This window comes from Micromonospora sp. NPDC049114, assembly GCF_040648635.1.
Lineage (GTDB): Bacteria > Actinomycetota > Actinomycetes > Mycobacteriales > Micromonosporaceae > Micromonospora.
Map to the genome: position 1 here is coordinate 776,289 of NZ_JBEZEA010000001.1, position 22,439 is coordinate 798,727.

At 69.1% G+C, this 22,439-nt stretch carries 25 protein-coding genes and 1 tRNA gene; 12 read left to right on the forward strand and 14 right to left on the reverse strand.

What is annotated here, in order from left to right:
* The first annotated feature begins 40 nt into the window (after nucleotides 1-40).
* Nucleotides 41-1,888, forward strand: a complete 1,848-nt coding sequence (locus tag AB0B39_RS03685) for a 2-oxoacid:acceptor oxidoreductase subunit alpha (RefSeq protein WP_357490735.1) — start codon at nucleotides 41-43, stop codon at nucleotides 1,886-1,888.
* Nucleotides 1,881-2,915 (forward strand): 2-oxoacid:ferredoxin oxidoreductase subunit beta, encoded by a 1,035-nt coding sequence (locus tag AB0B39_RS03690; RefSeq protein ID WP_357490737.1) that lies wholly within the window; start codon nucleotides 1,881-1,883, stop codon nucleotides 2,913-2,915. The genes AB0B39_RS03685 and AB0B39_RS03690 overlap by 8 nt, the downstream gene beginning before the upstream one ends.
* 69 nt (nucleotides 2,916-2,984) lie before the next feature.
* Here the strand turns inward: AB0B39_RS03690 and AB0B39_RS03695 are convergent, their stop codons facing one another.
* Nucleotides 2,985-3,629 (reverse strand): NAD(P)H-dependent oxidoreductase, encoded by a 645-nt coding sequence (locus AB0B39_RS03695; protein ID WP_234584316.1) that lies wholly within the window; start codon nucleotides 3,627-3,629, stop codon nucleotides 2,985-2,987.
* Nucleotides 3,630-3,711: 82 nt separating this feature from the next.
* On the opposite strand from AB0B39_RS03695, the gene AB0B39_RS03700 reads away from it, so the two are divergent.
* The gene (locus AB0B39_RS03700) at nucleotides 3,712-4,191 is read left to right on the forward strand and encodes a MarR family winged helix-turn-helix transcriptional regulator (RefSeq protein ID WP_234584315.1); all 480 of its coding nucleotides are present in this window, start codon (nucleotides 3,712-3,714) and stop codon (nucleotides 4,189-4,191) included.
* Nucleotides 4,192-4,201: 10 nt separating this feature from the next.
* Here AB0B39_RS03700 and AB0B39_RS03705 read toward each other — a convergent pair whose 3' ends face one another.
* Nucleotides 4,202-5,215 (reverse strand): potassium channel family protein, encoded by a 1,014-nt coding sequence (locus tag AB0B39_RS03705; protein ID WP_357490741.1) that lies wholly within the window; start codon nucleotides 5,213-5,215, stop codon nucleotides 4,202-4,204.
* 265 nt (nucleotides 5,216-5,480) lie between these two features.
* On the opposite strand from AB0B39_RS03705, the gene AB0B39_RS03710 reads away from it, so the two are divergent.
* Together AB0B39_RS03710 and AB0B39_RS03715 are read left to right on the forward strand one after the other, a co-directional pair.
* Complete coding sequence (locus AB0B39_RS03710; RefSeq protein ID WP_357573401.1) at nucleotides 5,481-6,068, forward strand: helix-turn-helix transcriptional regulator; 588 nt, start codon at nucleotides 5,481-5,483, stop codon at nucleotides 6,066-6,068.
* A 135-nt stretch (nucleotides 6,069-6,203) separates the two neighbouring features.
* Complete coding sequence (locus tag AB0B39_RS03715; RefSeq protein WP_357490745.1) at nucleotides 6,204-6,803, forward strand: ATP-dependent Clp protease proteolytic subunit; 600 nt, start codon at nucleotides 6,204-6,206, stop codon at nucleotides 6,801-6,803.
* Between the two features lie 10 nt (nucleotides 6,804-6,813).
* Here the strand turns inward: AB0B39_RS03715 and AB0B39_RS03720 are convergent, their stop codons facing one another.
* Genes AB0B39_RS03720 through AB0B39_RS03730 form a run of 3 tightly spaced genes read right to left on the reverse strand, consistent with a single transcriptional unit; the run spans nucleotide 6,814 to nucleotide 9,460 of the window.
* The gene (locus AB0B39_RS03720) at nucleotides 6,814-7,473 is read right to left on the reverse strand and encodes a response regulator transcription factor (protein ID WP_357573402.1); all 660 of its coding nucleotides are present in this window, start codon (nucleotides 7,471-7,473) and stop codon (nucleotides 6,814-6,816) included.
* Nucleotides 7,470-8,624, reverse strand: a complete 1,155-nt coding sequence (locus tag AB0B39_RS03725; RefSeq protein ID WP_357573403.1) for a histidine kinase — start codon at nucleotides 8,622-8,624, stop codon at nucleotides 7,470-7,472. Before AB0B39_RS03725 ends, AB0B39_RS03720 begins: the two co-directional genes overlap by 4 nt.
* Nucleotides 8,624-9,460 (reverse strand): CPBP family intramembrane glutamic endopeptidase, encoded by an 837-nt coding sequence (locus AB0B39_RS03730; protein ID WP_357573404.1) that lies wholly within the window; start codon nucleotides 9,458-9,460, stop codon nucleotides 8,624-8,626. Before AB0B39_RS03730 ends, AB0B39_RS03725 begins: the two co-directional genes overlap by 1 nt.
* A gap of 258 nt (nucleotides 9,461-9,718) precedes the next feature.
* Between AB0B39_RS03730 and AB0B39_RS03735 the strand changes: the two genes are divergently transcribed.
* Together AB0B39_RS03735 and AB0B39_RS03740 are read left to right on the forward strand one after the other, a co-directional pair.
* Nucleotides 9,719-10,489, forward strand: a complete 771-nt coding sequence (locus tag AB0B39_RS03735; RefSeq protein ID WP_234584308.1) for a hypothetical protein — start codon at nucleotides 9,719-9,721, stop codon at nucleotides 10,487-10,489.
* 120 nt (nucleotides 10,490-10,609) lie between these two features.
* A complete protein-coding gene (locus AB0B39_RS03740; protein ID WP_357573405.1) occupies nucleotides 10,610-10,960 on the forward strand; it encodes a DoxX family protein in 351 nt (116 codons plus the stop codon).
* Between the two features lie 40 nt (nucleotides 10,961-11,000).
* On the opposite strand, the gene AB0B39_RS03745 is transcribed toward AB0B39_RS03740, so the two are convergent.
* The gene (locus tag AB0B39_RS03745) at nucleotides 11,001-11,399 is read right to left on the reverse strand and encodes a helix-turn-helix domain-containing protein (protein ID WP_234584306.1); all 399 of its coding nucleotides are present in this window, start codon (nucleotides 11,397-11,399) and stop codon (nucleotides 11,001-11,003) included.
* 105 nt (nucleotides 11,400-11,504) lie between these two features.
* Here AB0B39_RS03745 and AB0B39_RS03750 point away from each other — a divergent pair, with 105 nt between their 5' ends.
* Nucleotides 11,505-12,407: an NADP-dependent oxidoreductase gene (locus tag AB0B39_RS03750; RefSeq protein WP_357573406.1), complete on the forward strand. Its 903-nt coding sequence runs from the start codon at nucleotides 11,505-11,507 to the stop codon at nucleotides 12,405-12,407.
* A gap of 9 nt (nucleotides 12,408-12,416) precedes the next feature.
* On the opposite strand, the gene AB0B39_RS03755 is transcribed toward AB0B39_RS03750, so the two are convergent.
* Nucleotides 12,417-12,938 (reverse strand): GNAT family N-acetyltransferase, encoded by a 522-nt coding sequence (locus AB0B39_RS03755; RefSeq protein WP_357573407.1) that lies wholly within the window; start codon nucleotides 12,936-12,938, stop codon nucleotides 12,417-12,419.
* A 187-nt stretch (nucleotides 12,939-13,125) separates the two neighbouring features.
* Between AB0B39_RS03755 and AB0B39_RS03760 the strand changes: the two genes are divergently transcribed.
* A complete protein-coding gene (locus tag AB0B39_RS03760; RefSeq protein ID WP_357573408.1) occupies nucleotides 13,126-14,091 on the forward strand; it encodes an aminoglycoside phosphotransferase family protein in 966 nt (321 codons plus the stop codon).
* Between the two features lie 156 nt (nucleotides 14,092-14,247).
* On the opposite strand, the gene AB0B39_RS03765 is transcribed toward AB0B39_RS03760, so the two are convergent.
* From AB0B39_RS03765 to AB0B39_RS03790, 6 genes are all read right to left on the reverse strand, one after another.
* A tRNA-Arg gene (locus AB0B39_RS03765) sits at nucleotides 14,248-14,320 on the reverse strand.
* Nucleotides 14,321-14,604: 284 nt separating this feature from the next.
* Nucleotides 14,605-14,742, reverse strand: a complete 138-nt coding sequence (locus AB0B39_RS03770) for a hypothetical protein (protein WP_357490763.1) — start codon at nucleotides 14,740-14,742, stop codon at nucleotides 14,605-14,607.
* Nucleotides 14,739-15,194 (reverse strand): SitI3 family protein, encoded by a 456-nt coding sequence (locus AB0B39_RS03775; RefSeq protein ID WP_357490765.1) that lies wholly within the window; start codon nucleotides 15,192-15,194, stop codon nucleotides 14,739-14,741. The genes AB0B39_RS03770 and AB0B39_RS03775 overlap by 4 nt, the downstream gene beginning before the upstream one ends.
* Nucleotides 15,195-15,208: 14 nt before the next feature.
* Nucleotides 15,209-15,619 carry a hypothetical protein gene (locus AB0B39_RS03780; protein ID WP_357490767.1) on the reverse strand — a complete coding sequence of 137 codons (411 nt, stop codon included), beginning with the start codon at nucleotides 15,617-15,619 and terminating at the stop codon, nucleotides 15,209-15,211.
* Nucleotides 15,620-15,804: 185 nt separating this feature from the next.
* Nucleotides 15,805-16,332 (reverse strand): DUF6244 family protein, encoded by a 528-nt coding sequence (locus tag AB0B39_RS03785; RefSeq protein WP_357492030.1) that lies wholly within the window; start codon nucleotides 16,330-16,332, stop codon nucleotides 15,805-15,807.
* 678 nt (nucleotides 16,333-17,010) lie between these two features.
* Nucleotides 17,011-17,199, reverse strand: coding sequence for a hypothetical protein (locus tag AB0B39_RS03790; RefSeq protein WP_357490769.1), 189 nt, complete (start codon nucleotides 17,197-17,199; stop codon nucleotides 17,011-17,013).
* A gap of 132 nt (nucleotides 17,200-17,331) precedes the next feature.
* Here AB0B39_RS03790 and AB0B39_RS03795 point away from each other — a divergent pair, with 132 nt between their 5' ends.
* The 3 genes from AB0B39_RS03795 to AB0B39_RS03805 are packed head-to-tail and all read left to right on the forward strand — an operon-like array spanning nucleotide 17,332 to nucleotide 19,783.
* Nucleotides 17,332-18,360, forward strand: a complete 1,029-nt coding sequence (locus AB0B39_RS03795) for a DUF5919 domain-containing protein (protein ID WP_357573409.1) — start codon at nucleotides 17,332-17,334, stop codon at nucleotides 18,358-18,360.
* Nucleotides 18,357-19,112 carry a phytanoyl-CoA dioxygenase family protein gene (locus AB0B39_RS03800; protein WP_357490773.1) on the forward strand — a complete coding sequence of 252 codons (756 nt, stop codon included), beginning with the start codon at nucleotides 18,357-18,359 and terminating at the stop codon, nucleotides 19,110-19,112. The genes AB0B39_RS03795 and AB0B39_RS03800 overlap by 4 nt, the downstream gene beginning before the upstream one ends.
* Nucleotides 19,112-19,783, forward strand: a complete 672-nt coding sequence (locus AB0B39_RS03805) for an HAD family hydrolase (protein ID WP_357573410.1) — start codon at nucleotides 19,112-19,114, stop codon at nucleotides 19,781-19,783. The genes AB0B39_RS03800 and AB0B39_RS03805 overlap by 1 nt, the downstream gene beginning before the upstream one ends.
* Nucleotides 19,784-20,939: 1,156 nt before the next feature.
* Here the strand turns inward: AB0B39_RS03805 and AB0B39_RS03810 are convergent.
* Nucleotides 20,940-22,343: a nitrilase-related carbon-nitrogen hydrolase gene (locus AB0B39_RS03810; protein ID WP_357573411.1), complete on the reverse strand. Its 1,404-nt coding sequence runs from the start codon at nucleotides 22,341-22,343 to the stop codon at nucleotides 20,940-20,942.
* Nucleotides 22,344-22,439: the final 96 nt, after the last annotated feature.

The window sequence follows — 22,439 nt, forward strand, 5'->3', positions numbered from 1 at the left end:
CAGCGCTTGCGGGCCCGCAGTCGCGAACGAAGGTGGCACAGTGACCAAGCAGATCCGTCAACTCGACCGGGTGGTCATCCGGTTCGCCGGCGACTCCGGCGACGGCATGCAGTTGACCGGCGACCGGTTCACCTCCGAGACGGCGCAGCTCGGCAACGACATCTCCACGCTGCCGAACTTCCCCGCTGAGATCCGGGCTCCCGCCGGCACCCTGCCCGGTGTGTCGAGCTTCCAGGTGCACTTCGCCGACTACGACATCCTCACGCCGGGCGACGCGCCGAACGTGCTGGTGGCGATGAACCCGGCCGCGCTCAAGGCCAACCTGGCCGACCTGCCGCGCGGCGCGGACATCATCGTCAACACCGACGAGTTCACCCGGCGCAACCTGGCCAAGGTCGGCTACCAGACCAGCCCGCTGGACGACGACTCGTTGGCCGGCTATGTCGTGCACCCGGTGGCGCTGACGTCGATGACGGTCGGGGCGCTCGCCGCGTACGAGGTGTCCAAGAAGGACGCCGAGCGGTCGAAGAACATGTTCGCCCTCGGTCTGCTCTCCTGGATGTACTCCCGGCCGTACGAGTCGACCCTGCGCTTTCTGGAGCGCAAGTTCGCGGCCCGTCCCGAGCTGGTCGCCGCGAACGTGGCCGCCTTCAAGGCCGGCTGGAACTTCGGCGAGACCACCGAGGACTTCGCGGTCCGCTACGAGGTCAAGCCGGCGAAGATGCATCCCGGCACCTACCGCAACATCACCGGCAACGCCGCGCTCTCGCTGGGCCTGGTCGCCGCCGGGGTGCGCTCGGGGTTGCCGGTCTTCCTCGGGGCGTACCCGATCACTCCGGCGTCGGACATCCTGCACGAGCTGAGCAAGCACAAGCGCTTCGGCGTGCTGACCATGCAGGCCGAGGACGAGATCGCCGCGGTCGGCGCGGCGCTGGGCGCGTCCTATGGCGGGTCGCTCGGGGTGACCACCACCAGCGGGCCGGGTGTGGCGCTCAAGAGCGAGACGATCTCCCTGGCGGTGGCGTTGGAGTTGCCGTTGGTGATCGTGGACGTGCAGCGGGCCGGGCCGTCGACGGGCATGCCGACCAAGACCGAGCAGGCCGATCTCAACATGGCGCTGTACGGCAGGCACGGCGAGGCGCCGGTCGCGGTGATCGCGCCCAAGTCGCCGTCGGACTGTTTCTTCGCGGCGTTGGAGGCGGCGCGGATCGCGTTGACCTACCGCACGCCGGTGATCCTGCTGTCGGACAACTACGTGGCCAACGGTTCCGAGCCGTGGCTGCTGCCCGACGTGGAGTCGCTGCCCGACCTGCGGGTCGAGTTCGCCACCAGGCCCAACGGCGACGACGGCACGACCTTCCTGCCGTACCTGCGTGACCCGGAGACCCTGGCCCGGCCGTGGGCGATCCCCGGCACCCCGGGGCTGGAGCACCGCATCGGTGGGCTGGAGAAGGCCGACAAGACCGGTGACATCTCGTACGACCCGGCGAACCACGACTTCATGGTCCGCACCCGGGCGGCCCGGATCGAGACGATCCCGGTGCCGGACATCGAGGTGGAGGACCCGGACGGCGACGCGCGGGTGCTGGTGCTCGGCTGGGGCTCGACGTACGGGCCGATCGGCGCCGCCTGCCGTGGCGTCCGCCAGCGCGGGCTGTCCATCGCCCAGGCGCACCTGCGGCACCTGGCCCCGATGCCGGCCAACCTCGGTGAGGTGCTGCGCTCCTACGACAAGGTGGTCATCCCGGAGATGAACCTGGGCCAGCTGGCCCACGTCATCCGGGCCCGCTACCTGGTCGACGCGATCAGCTACAACCAGGTCCGCGGCCTGCCGTTCACGGCCGCCGAGCTGGAGACGACGCTGGAAGAGGTCCTGAAGAATGTCTGAGCCCGTCGCCCTCAAGCTCACCGCGAAGGACTTCAAGTCCGACCAGGAGGTGCGCTGGTGCCCCGGCTGCGGTGACTACGCGATCCTGGCGGCCATCCAGCAGTTCATGCCGGAGCTGAACATCCCCCGCGAGCGGACGGTGTTCGTCTCCGGGATCGGCTGCTCGTCCCGCTTCCCGTACTACATGAACACGTACGGGATGCACTCGATCCACGGCCGCGCCCCGGCGATCGCGACCGGCCTGTCGGTGTCCCGGCCGGACCTGTCGGTCTGGGTGGTCACCGGTGACGGCGACGCGCTGTCCATCGGCGGCAACCACCTGATCCACGCGCTGCGCCGCAACGTCAACCTCAAGATCCTGCTGTTCAACAACCGGATCTACGGCCTGACGAAGGGTCAGTACTCGCCCACCTCCGAGGTCGGCAAGGTCACCAAGTCGACCCCGGCCGGCTCGGCCGACGCACCGTTCAACCCGCTCTCGCTCGCGCTCGGCGCGGAGGCCAGCTTCGTCGGTCGGACCATCGACTCGGACCGCAAGCACCTGCAGTCGGTGCTGCGGGCCGCCGCCGAGCACGAGGGTTCGGCCTTCGTGGAGATCTACCAGAACTGCAACATCTTCAACGATGGGGCGTTCGAACAGCTCAAGGACCCGTCCACCCGGGACGACTACCTGATCCGCCTCGAACACGGGCAGCCGATCACCTTCGGCGCGGACGGGCGGTTCTGCGTGGTGCACCCGCCGGGCGCGTTCGGCCTGGAGGTCCGGGAGACCGCCTCGGTCCGCCCGGAGGAGATCGTCGTGCACGACGCGACGGTGACCGACCCCGCGTACGCCTTCGCGCTGTCCCGGCTGCCCGGCCTGGACCTGCGCAACACCCCGATCGGGGTGTTCCGGTCGGTGGACCGGCCGTCCTACGACAGCGTGGTCCAGGGCCAGCTCGCGGCGGCGAAGGCGACTGTCACCGAGACCCCCGAGCAGCAGCTCGCCGGCCTGCTGGGCAGTGGCGACACCTGGACGATCCTCTGATTCGGCGTACCTGACGAGAGCGGCCGTCCCCAGTTCGGGGGCGGCCGCTCTCGTCGTTCCGGCGTTGCTTCAGCGCTGGGCGGAGGCCGGCAGCCAGAGGTTGTCGATCTCCTTCTCGGTCGCCGCGAGGCTCGCCTCGTGCAGCGGGATCAGCTCGGCCATCGCCGGCACCGACGGGGCCAGGGTCAGCTCGGTGCTGATGAAACGCGGCTCCAGGCCGGTCATCGACAGGCCGTGCGGGAGCCACTGCTCCGCGTGGTCCCAGCCGTGTCGCGGGGTGCCCTCGCCGTAGCCGCCACCCCGGGTGGCCAGCACCACGAACTCGCGGCCGCTGAGCAGGCCCTCCTGCGTCGTCGGGTCGTAGGTGAGGCCGGCGACGATCAGGTGGTCGACCCAGGACTTCACGCTGCTCGGCGCCCCGTAGTTGTAGAGCGGCAGCCCGAGCAGCACCACGTCGGCCTGCTTCACCTCGTCGACCAACCGCACGCTGAGCTCCCAGGACTCGCGCTGGGCCGGAGTGTGCTGCTCCGGCGGCGTCATCCGCGCCAGCCCGCCCTCCGAGTCCAGGTGCGGCAGCGGCTCGGCGCCCAGGTCACGGTAGGTCACCGTGCCGTCGGGGTGTGCCGCGCGCCAGGCCGCGGCGGCACGGGCGGTGAGCCGCCGACTGACCGACCAGTCACCCCGGATGCTCGAATCGATATGCAGCAGGTTCATGATTTCTCCTCCAAGGATCGTCTGTGTAGCGCCAACTATTTATAGCAGGCAGATGTTCCGACGGCTCGGTAGACTGGGTCACATGTCCGCCCTACCGCTGGATCCCTCGGAGCACCGCTCAGGAGCCCTGCTGGATCACCTGGCGCGGCGGATGCGACTGCGGGCCGAGTCGGTGCTCGCGCCACTGGGCCTGCGGCCCCGACACCTGGTCGCGCTCACGGTGCTGCGCGCGGGCGGCGGCACCAGCCAGCAGGCGCTCGCCAGCACCCTGGAGATGGACAGCACCAACATCGTCGGGCTGCTCAACGATCTCGAGGCGAAAGACCTGGTCGAGCGGCGACGGTCACCCCAGGACCGCCGCCGACACGTCGTCGAACTCACCGAAGATGGTGCGAAACGCCTCAAAGAGGCGGAATGCGCCCTCGCGGGCGCCGAGGACGAGGTGTTCGGGGCGCTGGAGCCGGCCGAGCGGGAAACGCTCTACGAGCTGCTCAGGCGGGCCGCCACCACGACACCGATCAGCTGCGGCGAAGCGCTCATCGAGGAGCCCGACGCCTGCTGACGTGCCAGCGTCAGACAGTCGCCGTGGACTGCGGGCGGTCGTCGCGGACGTGCACCAGCATGTCGCCGGTCTCGATCACCGCACCGGCCCGGTCGGCCAGGGTGACCACCTTGCCGCGTCGCACCAGGGCGATCACGAGGGAATCCAGCTCGCGCGGCGAGCGACCCACCTCGTCCCGCTCCGCCGAGCGCATCGCCAGCGCCATGCCCTGCCCGGGCGTGAGCAGGTCCTCCACCACGTCGATCAACGGCGGCGCCGAGGTGGACAGGCCGAGCAGCCGGCCGGCGGTCGCCGAGGAGACGATGACGTGGTGCGCGCCGCTCTGCTTGAGCAGCGGGGCGTTCTCCGCCTCCCGCGCCGCCGCGATGATCCGGACCTGCCCGGCGGTGAGCTGCCGTACGGTCAGCGCCACCAGCACCGAGGCATCGTCACTGTCGGTCGCGATGATCACTGCCTTCGCGTTGCGCACGTGCGCCTCGTTCAGCACCGACGACCGCGTCGCCGACCCCTCGATCGCCACCAGCCCGGCCGACGTGGCCTGCCGCAGGGCGGCGCTGCTGCGCTCCACCACCACGATCCTCGACTTGTCCAGGCCGTTCTCCATCAGGGCGTTGACCGCACTGCGGCCCTTGGTGCCGTAGCCGCAGATGATGACGTGGTCCTTCACGACTCTCCTCCACCGCGACAGGCGACGGCCGGTCCGGTACTGCTCGGTCAGGACTTCCAGGGTGGTGCCGACCAGGATGATCAGGAAGAGCACCCGGGCCGGGGTGACGAACAGGACGTTGACCAGCCGGGCCGACGGCGCGGCCGGGGTGATGTCCCCGTAACCGGTCGTGGAGAGCGAGACGACCGCGTAGTAGAAGCAGTCGAGCAGGGTGAGGCCGTCCTCGTTGACGTCGCGGTAGCCGTCCCGGTCCAGATAGACCGCCGCCACCACGGCGAAGACCAGACCCAGGGCGGCCGCGAGCCGAAGGCTCAGCGCGCTCAGCGGGCCCCGGCGCTGCGCGGGAAAATGGATCACCGTCGAACCTGCTCCGCCGCCGTCGCCTGCACGAGCACAACATAGCGGGTACGCCGCACGCCGCACGCCCGGGTCGCGCAGCGGACACCGCACCGCCCCCGGCACGCCACTGTCGGACGACACCACCGAGCCCGGTGCGGGCCGGCAGCCGGGATCCGTGACGAGCGGCGGACGGCTGCGGCGCGCGACCGCACGGGACCGCCGACCGGTCCGACAACCGGCATGATGGAGGTGTTCCTCCGACGACCGCGAGAGTGAGGTCCGCATGTCGTTGCTGCGACGAGTGATCGGCGGGGTGCTGCGCCGGCTGCGCCAGAGCCAGGGCCGCACACTGCGCGAGGTGGCCGCGTCCGCCGGGGTCTCGGTGCCCTACCTGTCCGAGGTCGAGCGCGGCCGCAAGGAGGCATCCTCGGAGGTGCTCGCGGCGATCTGCCGGGCGCTCGGCATCCAACTCTCCGACCTGCTCGAAGCGGCCCGCGACGACCTGCGCCGCGTCGAACGTCGCCTCCCCGCCGCACCCCGGGCCGCGCTGGCCCGGCTGGAGCGGGTGCCCTCGGCGCGCACCGAGACCGGTTCAACCTTCCGGATCGGCTTCCAGCCGGGTGGGTCCACGCCACCCGTGGCCGCCGTCCCGGCCCCCGTTCGGCAGCCGGCCGGGCCGGTGCTGCGGCTGGGCGGGCCGATCCTGCACGTCGGCGGTCCGGCATCGCCGGTCGGGTCGACAGTCGGCGGGGCGGGGCTGCGGGTCCGGCTGATCGCCTCCGCGCCGACCGGGCGCCCCGGCCCGCGTACCTCCAAGATGCTGGCCTGCCGCCGGGCCCTGACGGGCCGGCGGCGGCTGACCCTGGTGTAGGCCCGCCGGGTTCTGCCGTCGGCGGATCTGCCGGCGGCAGAATCCCTGGCTGGCCGCCGGTCACCGCCGCAGGCTGGAGGTGCCGGTCCCCCGGGTGGTTTCCCCGCCCGCCGGCACGGCGGAGGGCGGCGACAGATGATCGGGTACGGCGTACAGATGCGGGACAGTGGGCAACCGACATTCGGTGACCAGGTGTTCGAGCGGCTGCTGCGGGAGCGGATCGTCTTTCTCGGCACCGAGGTGACCGAGGAGTCGGCCAACCAGATCTGCGGGCAGATCCTGCTGCTCGCGGCCGAGGACGCCGAGCGGGACATCTACCTCTACATCAACTCGCCGGGTGGCTCGGTGAGCGCCGGAATGGCGGTCTACGACACGATGCGCTACGTCCGCAACGACGTGGCCACGCTGGCGCTCGGGTTCGCGGGCTCGATGGGGCAGTTCCTGCTGTGCGCGGGCGCGGCCGGCAAGCGGTACGCGCTGCCGCACTCGCGGATCATGATGCACCAGCCCTCCGGCGGGATGGGCGGCACCGCCTCGGACATCACCATCCAGGCCGAGAACATGCTGCACGTGAAGCGGACCATGCAGGAGCTGATCGCCGAGCACAGTGGACGGACGCTCGACGAGATCCAGCGGGACTGGGACCGGGACCGCTGGTTCACCGCCGAGCAGGCCCGGGAGTACGGCCTCGTCGACCGGGTGCTCACCCGCGCCGATCAACTGCCGGCGGACTGACGTCGGACTCCTACGTCACCAGGCCCGCGCGGTAGGCGTAGACCACCGCCTGTACCCGGTCGCGCAGGTCGAGCTTGGTGAGGATGCGTGACACGTACGTCTTGACGGTCTCCTGGCTGATCACCAACGTCGCGGCGATCTCGCTGTTGGACAGGCCATCCGCGATGAGGCGCAACACCTCCAGCTCACGTGGGGTCAGCCCGACGTCGTCCGGCGTGCCCTCGGCGGGGCGGATCCGCGCCGCGTACCTGCCAACGAGCTGTCGGGTCACCTCGGGCGCCAGCAGTGCCGCACCGCTCGCGACGGTGCGGATACCGTGCAGCAGTTGGGTCGGCGGGGCGTCCTTCAGCAGGAACCCGCTCGCTCCCGCGCGCAGCGCCTCGTACACGTACTCGTCGAGGTTGAACGTCGTCACCACCAGCACCTTCACGGGCTGGGCCACCCCGGCACCGGCCAGCAGGCGCGTCGCCTTGATGCCGTCGAGCACCGGCATCCGTACGTCCATCACGACCACGTCCGGATGCAGGCGCTGGGCGAGGTCGACCGCGGCACGCCCGTCGCCGCACTCACCCACCACCTCGAGATCGGGCTGAGCGCCGATGATCGTCGCGAAGCCGGTGCGGATCAACGCCTGATCGTCGCAGACCAGCACCCGGATCGGCGTCGTCATGACGGGCTGCCGGTGGGAATGCGGGCACGCACGACGAAGCTGCCGTCCGCCTGCCGTCCCGCGCTGAAGTCGCCACCGAGCACGTCGACCCGTTCGCGCAGTCCCGCGAGGCCACGCCCGCTCCCGCCGGGACCCTCGGAGTACGAACCCGAACCCTCGGTGCTGACCTGCACAGTGGTCTCCATCTCGCCGTGCTGTACGTGAACAGTGGTGCGGCTGCCGCGCGCGTACTTGAGGGCGTTCGTCAGCGCCTCCTGCACCACCCGGTAGGCAACCACCTCGGCACCGCCTGTCGTCTCCGCGGGGCTGCCGTCCTCGGTGAAATCCACCGGCTGACCCGCCTGCCGCGTCTGCGCCACGAGGGCGTGCAGCTCGCCCACGGCCGGCGTACGCGGGTCGGTGCTGTGGTCGGGGTTGAGCAGGTCGAGCAGGTGCCGCAGATCGGTGATGGCCCGGCGGCCGGTGTCGGTGATGGCGGTCAGGGTCGTGTCGAGGCGCTCCGGGGCGGCGGTCAGGTAGCGGGCCGCCTCGGCCTGCACGACCATCGCCGTCACATGGTGGGTCACGATGTCGTGGAGTTCGCTCGCGATGCGGGTGCGTTCGGCGGCGCGGGCGGTCGCCGCGACATGGCGACGGCGTTCGGCTTCGACGGCCCGGGCCTCCCGCAACCACGCGCCGACGCCCCACGCGAGGACCAGCAACAGGTAGAACGTGGCGAAGCCGAGCACGCCCTCGGTCGACCCCTGTCGGTCGAGAGCGACGGCCAGCGCCACGTACGCGGCGGAGCCCAGCACCATGGTGGCACGTCGATGACGTTGCACGTGTGCCCCTGCGCTCAGCAGCGCGATCGCCAACGCGGAGCCCGCCACCGTGTGATAGGCGCGCAGCTGGTCGATCACGAAACCGACCGACACCAGGGCGAGGCAGAGGGCAGGCCAGCGCCGGCGGACGGCGAGTGGGAGGCACTCCAGGGCGATCACCGCGACGGTCAGCGCGTCGAAGGGACGCCCCGGCAGGTCGCCGAGCTGCGTACCGTGATTGCGGAGCGGCGGCACCACCGACGCCAGAGCGAGCAGCAGCGCCAACGGTAGATCCCGGACCGTGACGGGCCACCGCCGCCACGAGCCCGGGACCATCCGAAGGTCGATCATCAGGAAACCGTAACCGGCGCCGGCTCGGCGACGACCGCCTTGCGGCGACGCGGAACGATGTGACCCCGGCGGCGAGCCAGCCACATGAACACCACGGTCAGCGCCACACCCGCCGCCACCGTGTACAGGCTGCCCTCCGGTCCGAAGTCGCCGCCGGTGACCAGGGCCGGGCCCGACAGCGAGGTGTCCAGCAGGCCCTCGGACTCGCCGTTCCCGGACACCACCACGCTGAAAATACCGCCGGCGGCGAAGTTCCAAGCGAAGTGCAGGCCGATCGGCACCCACAGGTTGCGGGTGGCGGCGTAGCAGGCCGCGAGCATGAACCCGGCCTCGACCGCGATGCAGATCGCACCCCACACGCTGGCGTCGGGGTTGAACAGGTGCATCAGGCCGAACACCGCGCCGGTGAGCGCCAGCGCGATCCAGGTGCCCGTACGCTCCTCGACGATCCGGAACAGCACACCCCGGAACATCAACTCCTCGGTCACGGCGGCGGCGGCCATGAACCCGAGCAGCGCCACCGCGCCGGTCACCGACCCCAGTCCGTCGATGTCGTAGTCGGCAACGAAGGCGATGTTGACGATCACCGCCGCGAACATCGCGAACCCGATCAGAAGTCCTCGGGTGATCCGAGCGCCTGCCCCGGACCGCTCCAACTCGGTGACCGGGCGACGTTCGGTACGCCGTACCACCCACCCGTAGACGAGGACGGCGACCACGGCCGTCGACAGACCGAGGAGCAGGGTGAGCAAGTCGTTTCCCTCGACCGCGGCGATGGCCTGGCCACCGACGAAGGCGACCGCCGCAACGGTCACGAGCTGCTTCAACAGGCGCATGATGACTCCTTCAACGAGGTCCCCGGCGGTAGCGCCGCGGCCACGTCAAACGCTATGGAGCCGCCGGTCAGGAATCGTCACCGCGCGGTGGACACTTGCGGGTAGCTCGCACGAGGGACAACGGCCTCGTCGACCAGGTTCTCAGCCGAGCGGGACAGCTGAAAACCGTCCGGCTCCTGCACCTGTCGCCTCGGCCTGTTCGCGCGGCGTCCGCCACTCGTGAAAATCGGGTAGCGGTGGGCGGTTAGGGTCACGTCTATGCGTCGACTGATCCCTACCCTTTCGATTGCCCTCGCCGCCGCCCTCGTGGCCGGCTGCGGCACCAGCTCCGGTGACAGCACCGGAGGGGCCGGGCCCTCCGCGGCCCCCGCCACGTCCAAGGTCGAACCGGTCGCCGCCGTGCGACAGGCCATGGACCGCAGTCTCGCTGGCACGGTCACCATGGACGCCTCGGTCAAGGCCGGCAACCAGTCGATCACCCTCAGCGGCAAGATGGACCCCGCCGCCAAGGCGATCCACGTCACCGGGAACGCCCCGGAGCCGATCGAGGCCCGGCTGATCGGCGATGCCGCCTACATCAAGTCGGACTCGCTCGAGGGCGAGAAGCCCTGGATGAAGATCGACCTCAACAAGCTCCGGCCGACCAGCTCGCTGCGCCAGTCGTTCGACCTCAAGGCGCAGACCGGCATCATCGGCGGCATCGTGACCGCCCAGGAGGTGAGCCCCGGCCGCTACAGCGGCACCGCCGACCTGAACAAGGCCGCGGAGGCCGCCGGCACCGACGGTGGGATGCGCGACGGCCTCAAGTCCACCGCCAAGCTGGCGAAGGACCCGGCGGCGGTCCCCTTCGAGGCGACAGTCGACGCCGACGGCCGGCTCACCGCGCTCTCCTACACGGTCGCCACGAAGAGCCTCGGTGATCTCGTCACCGACATGAAGATGAGCGGCTTCGGCGAGAAGGTCTCGGTGACCGCGCCGCCCGCCGGCGACACCGAGCCCGCCTCCGCGGACATGTACAAGTTCCTCTGACCCTGCGACGAAGCGGTGCCCTCCGGGATGACCCGGAGGGCACCGCTTTCTGCTGAGCGCGCGCCCGTAACGTTTCGCGGAGCTGCCCCGTCCCTGAGGTGACAACCACAGGGAGGGTGCATGTTCGCCGCTTACGTGACAGTCACCATCATCGCCTCGGTGTTCACCGGCACCGCCGCGGTCACCTACCTCATCGGCCACGACTATCCCAAGGCCCAGGCGGACATGAAGCGGGTGCCACGGTCCTGGCTACCGGTGCTGGGCCTGCTGTTGGCGGCCGGCTCCGTGGGGCTCCTTGCCGGTTTCGCCGTACCGCTGCTGGGGACGCTCGCCGCGGCGGGGCTGGTGCTCTACTTCGTCGGCGCGCTCATCGCCCACCTCCGGGTGGGATCACGCGATCTCGTGGGATGGGCCGTCTTCTTCGTCACCGTGCTGGCCGCGCTCGCCGTTCACCTGGCCTACCGCTGGTGACTGCCCGGACGCCCCACGGTCGCCGCTGGACCGCGACTCCTCAGGGGAGTGCGTCGAATCGGGCTCGGGCTTCGAACACCCGGTCCATGTGTGATTCCGCCCAGTCCTTGATGGAGATCATGACCGGGAACAGTTCATGGCCCAGCGGGGTGAGCTCGTAGTCGACGCGGACCGGCACCGACGCCGTGACCGTGCGGGTGACCAGGCCGTCGCGCTCCAGCGTCCGCAGGGTCTGCGTGAGCATCTTCTGACTGATGCCGGCGATGCGGCGGGCGAGCTCGCCGTGCCGTTGCGGGCCGTTGGCAAGCGCCGGGATCACCAGCGCCACCCACTTGTCGGTGAGCCTGCTCAGCAGCTCCCGCGTCGGGCAGCGCTCCAGGAACGCGTCGTAATCACGTTTTGCCTGCTCGCGGCGTTGCGCCGCCGTTGTCGTCGCCATCTTGCCCTCCTGCGGTGCCCTAGGCACTCCAAGGTACCTACTTCCTTATGGTGCCCGCCACTTCGTACGGTCGAGGTGATCACGACAGCTACGAAGGAGACGACGATGCGCGCAGTCCGCTACGAAGAGTTCGGAGGCCCGGAGGTCCTGCACGTGGCCGACGTACCGACGCCCGAAGCCGGCCCGGGACAGGTGCGGGTGCGCGTCGCCGCGTCCGTCGTCCACCCGGTCGACCTCATCGTCCGCTCCGGCGGGTTCCCGGCGCCGCTGCCGACCGGCCTGCCGTACACGCCCGGGTGGGACGTGGTCGGCACCGTCGACGCCGTCGGGCCATCGGTCGACGAGCACACGATCGGCGATGAGGTCATCGGCTTCTCGCCGTGGCTGCAAACCACCACCGGCGCCCACGCGGAGTACGTGGTGCTCGACGCCACCTCGCTGACCCCCGCACCCACCGGCGTCCCCGCCACCGAGGCGGCGACCCTGCCGACCAACGGCCTCGCCGCCGCCCAGGCTCTCGACCTGCTCGCGCTCCCGGCGGGCTCGACAGTGCTCGTCACCGGCGCCGCCGGGCAGGTCGGCGGGTTCGTCCTGGCCCTGGCGCGGGCGGCCGGCCTGCGGGCCACCGGCCTCGCCGGCCCCGACGACCGCGAGTTCGTCGAATCGCTGGGCGCGGCGTTCCTGTCGCGCTCCGACGAACCGACCGGGACGTACGACGCGGTCATCGACCTGGCGGTGATCGGTTCCTCGCTGCTGGACCGCGTCCGGGACGGCGGCGGCTACGTGGCCGCGTCACCTCCGCTGCGCCCGGAGCCGGTGCGGGGCATCCAAACCTTCGCGCTGGAGGTGGAGTCGGACGGATCCCGGCTGGCAGAACTGGTCAAGCTCGTCACCAGCGGCGACATCCCGCTGCGGGTCGCCGGCGTGTACCCCTTCGCCGCCGCGGCCACCGCCCACGAACGGCTCGCCCAGGGCGGCGTACGCGGCGGCGTGGTCATCATCCCCTGACCGGCGGAATCACCCCACCAGGTTGATCCAGTAGCGCCTCACCGGGCCATGTCCGGTGTCGCGGATGCCGTCAAGAACACCGCCGTTGCGTTCGACGGTTCGCGCCGAGGCAAGGTTGTCCGCGAGGCAGATGACAAGGACACGGTCCAGGCCCAGCGCAGCCCGGGCCTCCTTGAGCATCTCGCCCAGCGCCCAACTCGCCACGCCGCGTCCACGCGCGGACGGGCGTACGCCGTAGCCGATCTGCCCGAGGGCGTCGTCGAACGTGTGCCGCAGCGCGATTCCACCGAGAACCTGACCGTTTGCGACGATCCACCGGGGCGAGCCGTGCTCCTCGTCCGGGCACGGAGTTCCGGCGGGATGGACCAGCCGGGTCCGCTGACGCACCCAGTCGGCGAAGCCATCCGGCGAATCCACGTCGTCGTCAGCGCCCAGACCGAAGCCGTCCTCGTGCACGCCGGGGCCCCAGTCGTCGCGGCACCGCAGGAAGGCAGCATGCAGGTCGATGGTCGGCAGGATCAGTTCGGGCATGCGGCCGACGGTAATGCTGGCCCAGCGGCCGGGCCAGCACTACCGTCCCAACGCTCGTCAGAGCGCCGCCGTCCCATGACGTTGCTGTCGACAGCCGTTCCGGCCGCGAGCCGGACGCTTTCCGCTGAGTCCGCCTACCGATGGCAAATCTGTTGCCGGGCGGACTGCACTCTGCGACGCTCCGTCGATGTTCGACAAGCCTCGCGTCGACCAGCGGTTGCTGGCCGCTGAGGTGGCCGCCGCCTGGGCCGTGGACGTCACCGACCTCGTCTTTCTGCCGGTCGGGCTCGACGAGAGTGCGTGGGCGTACCGGGTCGACACGTCTGCCGGCGACCGCTACTTCCTGAAGATGCGCCGCGGTGAGTTCACCGAGGCGGCAGTCCTGTTGCCCCGCTTTCTCCGAGCGCAGGGCGTCCGGCAGGTCGTAGCGCCGATCGACCTTCCCGAGGGCGGAGCCGGTCGCGGGTTCGGGCACTACCAGCTGCTGCTCTATCCGTTCCACGACGGCGGCAGTCTGTGGGATCGCGGTCTCACCGACCGTCAGTGGGTCGAGTACGGCGAGTTCCTGGGTCGGCTGCACGCGGTCAGGCCGAGCGCCGACCTCGCCGGGGTCCTGCCGGTCGAGACCTACCGATCGAACGCGGGCGAGCGGCTACGCGTCCTCGGGAAGCAGGCTGCGGCGAGCGAGGCCCTCGGCGCCTTCTGGGACCGGTACGGTGCGGCGCTGCACCGGTTGTCGGCAACGGTCGATGAGCTCGCCTCCCGAGTGACGCACGCGCACCACGTGATCTGCCACGCCGACATCCACCCCGGCAACCTGCTCGCTGACGGCGACGGTCCGCTGCACGTCGTGGACTGGGATGCGCCGATCCTGGCACCGCGCGAGCGGGACCTGATGTTCGTCTACAGCCAGGACTTCGGCGACCACCCGGTCAACGCCCACCGGGCGGAGCTCTTCCGCCGAGGCTACGGGCCGCTGGAACCAGACCAGACCATGCTGAGCTACTACCGCGCCGAGCGGCAGCTCGACGACGTCGCCGCATTTCTGTCCAGCGTCCTCAGCCGCCACTCCAGTCCGGAATCCCAGGCCAACGACAGGCACTGGCTGACCCGCATCGCCGAGACCGTCGCCGAGACCACCTACACGCCCTGACCTGCTCCCGACCGGTCAGCGCGCTGCCACAACCTGTCGCTTCGCACTTGCGGTTGATCCATCAATGCAGCATCTGCGTGGAGGGCTGCGCGTGCCAAACCGATCGACGTGCGAGCGTATCCGCAGGTCAGGTGGCGCTTTGGCTGATCTTCGAGGTGCCCCCGGCAGGATTCGAACCTGCGACACACGGTTTAGGAAACCGATGCTCTATCCCCTGAGCTACGAGGGCGCGAGGGCCCAGTCTAGCGACCTGGGGTTCACCAGGGACGGCAGGGAGTGGCCCGGGTTCACCGCGTTCCCCGGGCGGCCGTTCTCCCAGCCCAAGGCCACCTCTGAGCACACGAACCCCGGTCTGCGACCGGCGACCAGCTGCGGTGACCCGCGTTGGCACCGGTTCACCCGGGTTGCCATCCGCTGGAGAGCACACAGCGCGCGCATCATGGAAGATGATCTGGACTGCCCGCTCCGCCGGCTAGGCACCGCCTCCCAAGGGGGATTCTGGCCAGGTCGCAGTCAGCCGCGCGGTGACTGGTCGTCCTTGTAACGGGTCAGGTCCGTCGAGTCGAGAGAGGCGACGTCGACGTCGCGCACGGACGGCGGGGTCGAAGCGGCTTCGTTCGTCAGCGGGTCACCGGCGCTGGGCTGGTTCATTGGGTGATGAGGTCGTCTATGCCGTAGTGGCTCCACCAGGTAGGCCGGTGTCTGCGGAGTTTGCCTCCGACGCGGGTCAGCAGGAGCCAGTTGCCGTTCTGGACCAGCGCCGCGTCCTCCTGCCGGGCGGCCAACACCCGGGCCACGGCCTTCATCATGTTTGGGATCCCCTTGTCGACCACGTCGTCTGCCCGCATGGAGAAGTCGATGTCGACGTACGTCTCCGGCTCCCACTCCCAGCGGGCACCGTCGTCGGCCTCGGCATCGAAATAACCCTGGCTCCCTGAGGAGACGGTCAGCGCGTACCCGCGGGTGTCGTAGAGGCGAGCGCTGAACAGCCGCGGGTTGGTGCCGCTCGGCTTGGGCTTCTCGGCGGCGTCCGCCGCCACGAGATCAGCCACGTGGTCCAGGGGCAGGTCACCGGCGAGGGTCAACCTGAACTCGACAGCCATCTCTGCGCCTCTCCTCAGTCTCGACGGACGATCTGCACGATCGCGCCACTCGTCGTTACCGCGACGAGTTCTTTCAGCCTCTCGACGGGCCAGGTGTCGAACTGTGTCCGCAGGGCCGCGAGGTCTCCGTGCCAGTCGTGCAGGTTCAGCACCACGCGTTGGGTCTGCTCCTTGTCGACCTTGGCGCGGACCTCGCTCCAGACGCCCCGCACTGGCTTGCCGAGAGTGGGCGAATAGCAGTCGAACACGTGACCTTCGATCAAGTAATCCGGGTCTTTGTTCGGGTTGCCCGAGTCGCCGGTACGGAGCCGGGCGTCGGCGATCTCCTGCCTGGTGGGGTTCTGGTGGACCCGGTAGCTCTTGCTGGCGACTATATCGGCGCATTCGTTCTCGAGCTCCAACGGACGCCGGCCTTCGTCGTCCAACCGGGGTGGAATTCTGGTTTTCGGACCGGTCGGCGTCCCGCCCGGGACACCGGTTGGCTGTCTGGTCCAGGGCGTGCCGTGGCCGCGGTCAGCAGATGTGGCGTCGCCGGCGGCATGAGGTGTCGACGGCGGGTCACCGTGCTCGAAAGGGGTAGGGCTGGCCGGTGGATGACCGCCAGCCCCTGTCAGTTTCCCGACGACCCCAACTGCCGGGCCTGCGCGATCGCCGCTTCGACGGCCTGCCGGGCCCCGCCAGTGCGCTGAACCATCAGCACCAGGACCTGCTTGATGGCCTCCAACGCCTGCAACAGCGGCCCAGGCTGCCCACCCTGCAGGACCATGGCGACGAGTTGCTGCGCCTCACCGACTCCGGTGATGGCCCCGGTCGCAGCGTCACGAGCGGCGTCCACGGCGCTCTGCACGGGCGCCAGCCCGGCGATCGTCTCCTGGGGGGTGGCTTCGTTCGGCACCGCCGCGGTGGCCTTCGTCGCCTCACTGATCGAACCGGCGAGACTCCCCAGGCCGCCCTGGATGCCCGTGATCGCGTTGCGCAACCGCGCCACACCCGCCGCGACGGCGACGAAGCCCGCGCCCGCAGCCCGCAGCGCCACCTCCTGCGCCTGGCTGTCCGCGGCGGCTGCCAACCCCTGCGCGCGTTCGACCCCGGCCATCAACGCGCGGAGTTCACCGGCGAGCTTCTCGAGCTGCGACACGTGACCGACATCCCCCATGGACGAAAGCTAAAGTGCCCGACAGCTGAAACTACCGGGTCTCTTGCGGGGCCACCAGACACGGCGAGGCGGTCGGCAACTGGCATCCGCCCCTGAGATTCCCCCGGTTCGCCGGAGGCGAAAGGGATTGTGCAGGTTCTGGATCCGCCTGAAGAGGTGAGGGCGGCCTGGCATCGGCTGATCCATGCTTTGCGGTCTGGCGGGCACGTGCCCAAGGGCTGGCATCTGGTTCACGCCGCCGAAACACCGGTGACCTAGCGACCGAGCTAAGGCGGGGTCCGGGCCCGCATAGCAGTGCTCCAGTTCGTCTTCGGCCTGGAACAAGGGACGCCCGTCCATCTCTGCCCTGCAGACGTCATAGCTGACCAGCTCAAGATCGCTGCCGATCCCTGAGGCGAGCGCAGCTCGTCATCGGACCGATCCGCGCCACCGGCGAGCCGGGCTGCTGTGGTGTGGCCATCACCGTGGTCGAGCACGAGCCGATGGACGCACCCGCTGACTCGGCCCCTGACGCTGACGTCTCCACCGTGCACAGAATCGAGGACCTGCCGCGGCATCTCGTGCGCGGCCTTCGGCGGCAGGTCCCGCTCTCCTAGAGCTGCTCCCGACGGCTCAGCCACTCACGGGGCGGAGACCTGTCAGCCCTGACACCCTCGATGCTCACGGTTCGATGACGGAGTGGAACAGCAGGAGGGCGCTGCCGGCGGTGCCGCCACCTACGAGCACCGCCGACGGGACCGAGTGGTCCACGAGGTAGGACATGCCGCCAGCGAGCAGACCGGTGATGAGCGTCAGGAGCAGGATGAGGGCGGTGCGGACGGTCATGAGCGGGCCGGGCGATGGCGTCATGACAGACCTCCCATCGGTTGTTGTTAGCCAAACCCTGCCCAAGCCACCGGACGCGGCACCAGCCCGTCATGGCGGTTCCATGGCGCCCGCTGGACACCACTGGACACGAGCGAACTGCCGTATCGTGGCCGAATGAGGGTCAATGTGGCCGTGCTGGCCAAGGCGCAGGGCTTCGGGGAGGACTTCGACAGTCTTCAACGCCTGCGCAGAGGTAGAGGCATCACTGGGCCCGATGACCTCTCTTATCTATCCGCGTACGTCAAACAGCGGATGCTGCGTATCGAGAGAGACACAGAGAGCGAACTCCGACGCGGCCTGGACAACCTCAGGCAGCTCATCGACAAGTCACCTCCGCACGAGCGGGAACTGCTACTGCTGTGTTTCAACATCGATCGCGCTTTTGGCAACTTCAACTGGCTGGAACGCGCCGAGAACTTCACGATCGACCACGAGTGGATCGGCAGCTCGCGCAACGTCCGCCATCGCGCGGATCTCGCTCTTTTGCAGCTACTGATGCGCACCCGCCCGGCCGCCGAGCTCGAACCATTCTCCGCCTTGGACGGCAAGAACGTTGGAGGCTCCCGCGGCAATTCGGTGAGCGCCCTGACGTTCTTCGCCGAGGACTACGTCCGCAACAGCCCGCGTTTTGCGGCGTCGTGGGAGGCGGCGCATGCCGTCGACATGTGCGGCTTTGGTCACAACCGGATGGCGGTCGCCTACTCGGCGGAGATTGGCCGGATCCTCAAGTCGGGCGGTCGCGTCCGGGTGCTAATGCAGGACCCAGAGGGCCTGGCTGTCCTGGATGCGAACCGGCGCAGCTCCACCCCAAAGGCATCTCCGGGATCGGTGCGGCATCAGCATCGCAGCGGAATCGCGACATTCCATGCGATCCGCTCGGCTTCAGACGCCACCGCAGACAGCCTCCAGCTACGGGCGTACGACATCATGCCGCCCTTCACCGCGTACTTCTTCAACCCCGACGATGAAACCGCGCACGCCTACATCTGGTTTTGGTCATGGCGGCAGCCGTCCTCGTGGCGTCCCGGATTCCTCCTTGCGCGGTCGAGCGACCCTCTGTGGTACGAGCGCTTCAGGAGCCAGTTCCAAGCCATGTGGGACGACGACGACACCCAGGAGATTACGGGCGGAGGCCAGCCATGAACGATCTCGCACGCTTCTTCGACGCCGCAGGCTACGCACGGCTACCCACCGGCCTGCCGGCTTCGCTGGTCGACCGGATGCGGTCTGTGATAGACGACCACTTCGCCCGTGCCGTGCCGCCGTACCGAGTGAACCACCGGGGAGAGCCGTGCCGGCTGGATGCACTGCTCGAACGCCACGAGGTCTTCCTCGAAGCCCTCCGCCACGAGCATGTCGCAGGCCCGTTGGGACAAGTCCTCGGCCCGGCCGTGGACGTCGTGCTGAACCGGCACAATCACGCGACCTTGAACAACGCCGACGATATCCCATTCCGGCTCCACCGCGACATCCAACAATGGTCCCAGCCACTCGTGGCCGTTTTCTTCTACCTAGAGCCGGCGACCGTCATGAACGGATGTACCCACGTGGTTCCGGCCACCCACCGGCTGCCTTACGTCGGCCCACAGTCGAACGATGGCGGCGGCAACTGGGCCGATGAACATGACGAATACCGCCACCTCAGAGGGCAGGAGCTTCCGCTGGAGATGCCTGCCGGAGGGGTGCTATTGCTCAACTGCTTGTGCTTTCACAGCGTCGGACGCAACATGACTAGCCACTCGCGGCGCAGCGCGGTCTTTGCATGCCGTAGTTCTGATGAGCTCAGCCAGCTGGAGAATCCCGCAGTGATCCGGCTGTTCGGACAGCGCCGCTTTGTTGCCAACTCCGTGCTTGAGGTCTCTGGGTCGCTACGGAAAGCGCCAAGAGGGCTCTGATGCTCGCGCTATTCGATTTGGACAACACGCTGGTCGACCGCTCCGCGGCAATGCGGCGCTGGGCGCAGCTGCTCGCCCGGCACGAGGGCTTGTCCGAAAGTGCGGTGGAGGCAATCGTCGACGCGGACGGCGAAGGAGAGATGCCACGCCGCGAATTCCTCGCAGTTGTGCAGGCTTTGCCGGGCATGCGGATGAGCCTTAAGGAACTCCAGGACTGGTACATGGCCAACTACGCCTCTTGCTACCTTCCGGACGCCAACTCTATCCACGCACTAACCCTTCTACGTGACGCAAGGTGGAGGATCGGTGTGGTGACTAACGGATCCAAGGTCCGGACGGCGGAAAAGCTGGCAAGGGTCGGCCTAGAGCCCTTAATCGACGCACTATGCGTAGCTGAGGAATTTGGAATCCGCAAGCCGGACCGGCGCATATTCGTCGAGGTTGCGCGCCGCTGCGGCGTCGCGCTGGATGGATGGATGATCGGCGATGCGCCTGTCGAAGACATCTGTGGGGCCGTGCGGGCGGGTCTGCGGACTGCCTGGGTGCGACGTGGGCGGCGGTGGAACGAACATTCCTGCCGTCCCGACCTGGAGGTGGACAGCGTCCTCGAAGCGGCAATCGCGATCGTGCGGCCCGCACGATCGGCACCGGACCCCCACCGGCTGCAGTAGCCCCGGCGACATGTATGCCAGTCAGGGCCCTGGCACAGTCGTCAGGTGATGTTGAGTAGGGCCAGTGGGCGGGTGCTGTCGAGGACATCCGACGGACGCCGGTCCGGGGCGATACCCAATGCATTGCTGGCTGCGGCACTTCGAGATCAGTCACGGGTGTCGGTTTGTGGCCCGGACAATGGACGACGCCGGCATGACACGCGGTCGTAGTGCGCGAGGATGGACCTTGCCTACGACTGAGGCCTCGACCGCCTCATGACCGGCCCCTCGCCACTCAGGCGGAGCACTCTGTCCGACTACGCCCGGTTAGCCCATCGCAGACACATCCGCGCCCGGAACGCGGCAGACGCTCCTCATGTTCAGGCGTCAGGGACGGCAGACCCGTCGACAGGTCGGAGGGGTTCGAACACCCCGTTCTCGTTCACCCGCCAGCGCGAGCGCGCACCGCCTGGTTGTTCGAGCACTCGTCGTACCTGGTCAACGTCGTCCAACCGCAATGAGCTGGGCGTCTGGAAATAGATGGTCCCGTCGAGGACCGTCGGGTGCAGTCCAAGCTTGGTCAGCAGACGTACTGCCGCGTCACAGGTATCCGCGGTCGGCACGACGTACGCGCGCCCGCCGCCGTTCTCGCAACAGCTCCGCGTGTCGCAGACCGCCCACAGGCTGGCCAAGAGTCCGGCAAGGCCACCATCTACACACGCCTCCTTGCCGTGAGCTCGGAGGTGAATCTGGCGGTGTCTGACGGCGATCAGACCGCCGTTGGTCTTTTGGCACAGCAAACACAGCGGGTATGGCCCAAGTACGACCGGCACCACCACCCCCAAAGCCTGGGAGGTCGAGAGTCGAGTTCACCTCTCAGGTGCGAAGCGTAGCGGTCTGCACCAAGCGCCCACCTGCCCAACATCCGCTTCCCGCCAGATCCGGAAGCCGACGTCGTTTCGTCGGACGGCCGCCTGTTAACGCAGCGTCGCCTCCCGAGACCGGCGGCGCCGGTGGAGTCCGGGCTGCGGTGCCGATCCAGCAGCGGCATGAACGCCAAGCCGGTGCGCGGTGTCGCGCGATACATCAAGAGCCGACCATCGGCGGGTACGGCGGCGGTGGTAACAGGCCACACGTAGAGATCGATCGAAACGGATAAGGTCGGTGGCCGTCTGCGTCAGATCAGCGTCACCGTGGTCAGGACCGCAGCTGTAACGCAGCACCACCCGAACCAGTCTCCGACTCGGCTGTAGATGGTCGGGGTCGCGGCCAGCGCGAATGTGGCGTCAACGGTCCCGTCCTCGGAGGTGTCGACATCGACGAGGACTCTGCCGAACGCGTCGCTTATCGTGGCTCGGCCAGTGCGGGCAACGCGTGCCACTGCGACACCCGACTCCACACCTCGCACCACCGCCATCCGGCTGTGCAACCAACCATCACGGGCGAAGTCCCACGCCGGCGCGAGCAGCATCTGCGCGCCACCTCGCCGGTAGGCGCGAACCAGTCCGGGGAAATCAAGATCCTTACAGATGAGCACACCTATGCGCCGGTCACTGGGCAGGTGGAGCAGGTCCCGACCTGGTCGGTAGGCGGCCTCCAACCCCGGCACGAGGTGATGCTTCTCGTACATGCTCGGTGGGTCGCCGCCGGCGCCGAACACCGCCGCGACGTTGGCCGCCCCGGTCTCAGCTAGGCGGGCCACGCCGACCACGACGTCCACGTTCAGGTCGACCGCCGCCCGCGCGAGGGGCCGCATCTGTTCAACCATCCGGGCTTCGTCGACGCTGAACGTCAGCTCGGGCAGGACGATGACCCTGGCCCCCCGACCCGCGAGCAGCCGCACCCGCTCGAGATACCGTGCCAGCAGTACCACGCCGTCCGGCGAGTCGATCGGCACCGGCCCACCGGGCTGTTCAACCGCGGCCAGTCCAACGTGCGTGGGCTCTCCGGCCACGGCACGTCTGCCGCGCCGGGCGGCGTACCCGATGAGTGCGGCGACCAGGGCCGCGGCGAGGAAGAGCACCACCACCCGTTCGCCGTCCGCGCCCACTGGCGCGGTCACCGCAGCGGCCATGCTGGCCGGCAGCACGAGCAACGCGGTGATGCCCCAGACCCCGGTCAGCGAGGCCACCTGGGTGATGGTCGGAACGTCCGCCTGCGAATAGGCCAGGCTCCACCACGCACCATGCGGCGATCCGCGCGCCACGAGAAACTCCATTGCCACCCACGCCACGGGCAGGGCCAGCGCGGCCATCGCGACGTGACCGCCGACGAGGTGCGCCCGCGCGAGCCCCACGATGGACGCGACCCCTGCGGCGCCGCCGACGAACTGCACCGCGACAAGCGGGCTGGGCATTTTCACATCGCGCGTGTAGTACGACCAGAGCCGGAGCTGACCGATGAGCCAGGCACCAGCCGCCACGCTGACCGCCGCGAACCACGGGACCCTCGGCGCGAGCACGAGCAGCGGCACCGGCGCCACCCACGCGGCAACCGCAATCGGCCGAAGCCCCGAACCCAGGTGATACATCCCGCCGGAAAACACCGCAACTGCCACACACACGGCGACCTGCCCGACCACCGCACCGCTCACGACGCGTCCCGACAGGACATCGGCAATCCCGTTCGATAGGGGTAGTTCCCGAATGGTACCGGCGCGTATCGATGCCGGTCCGCG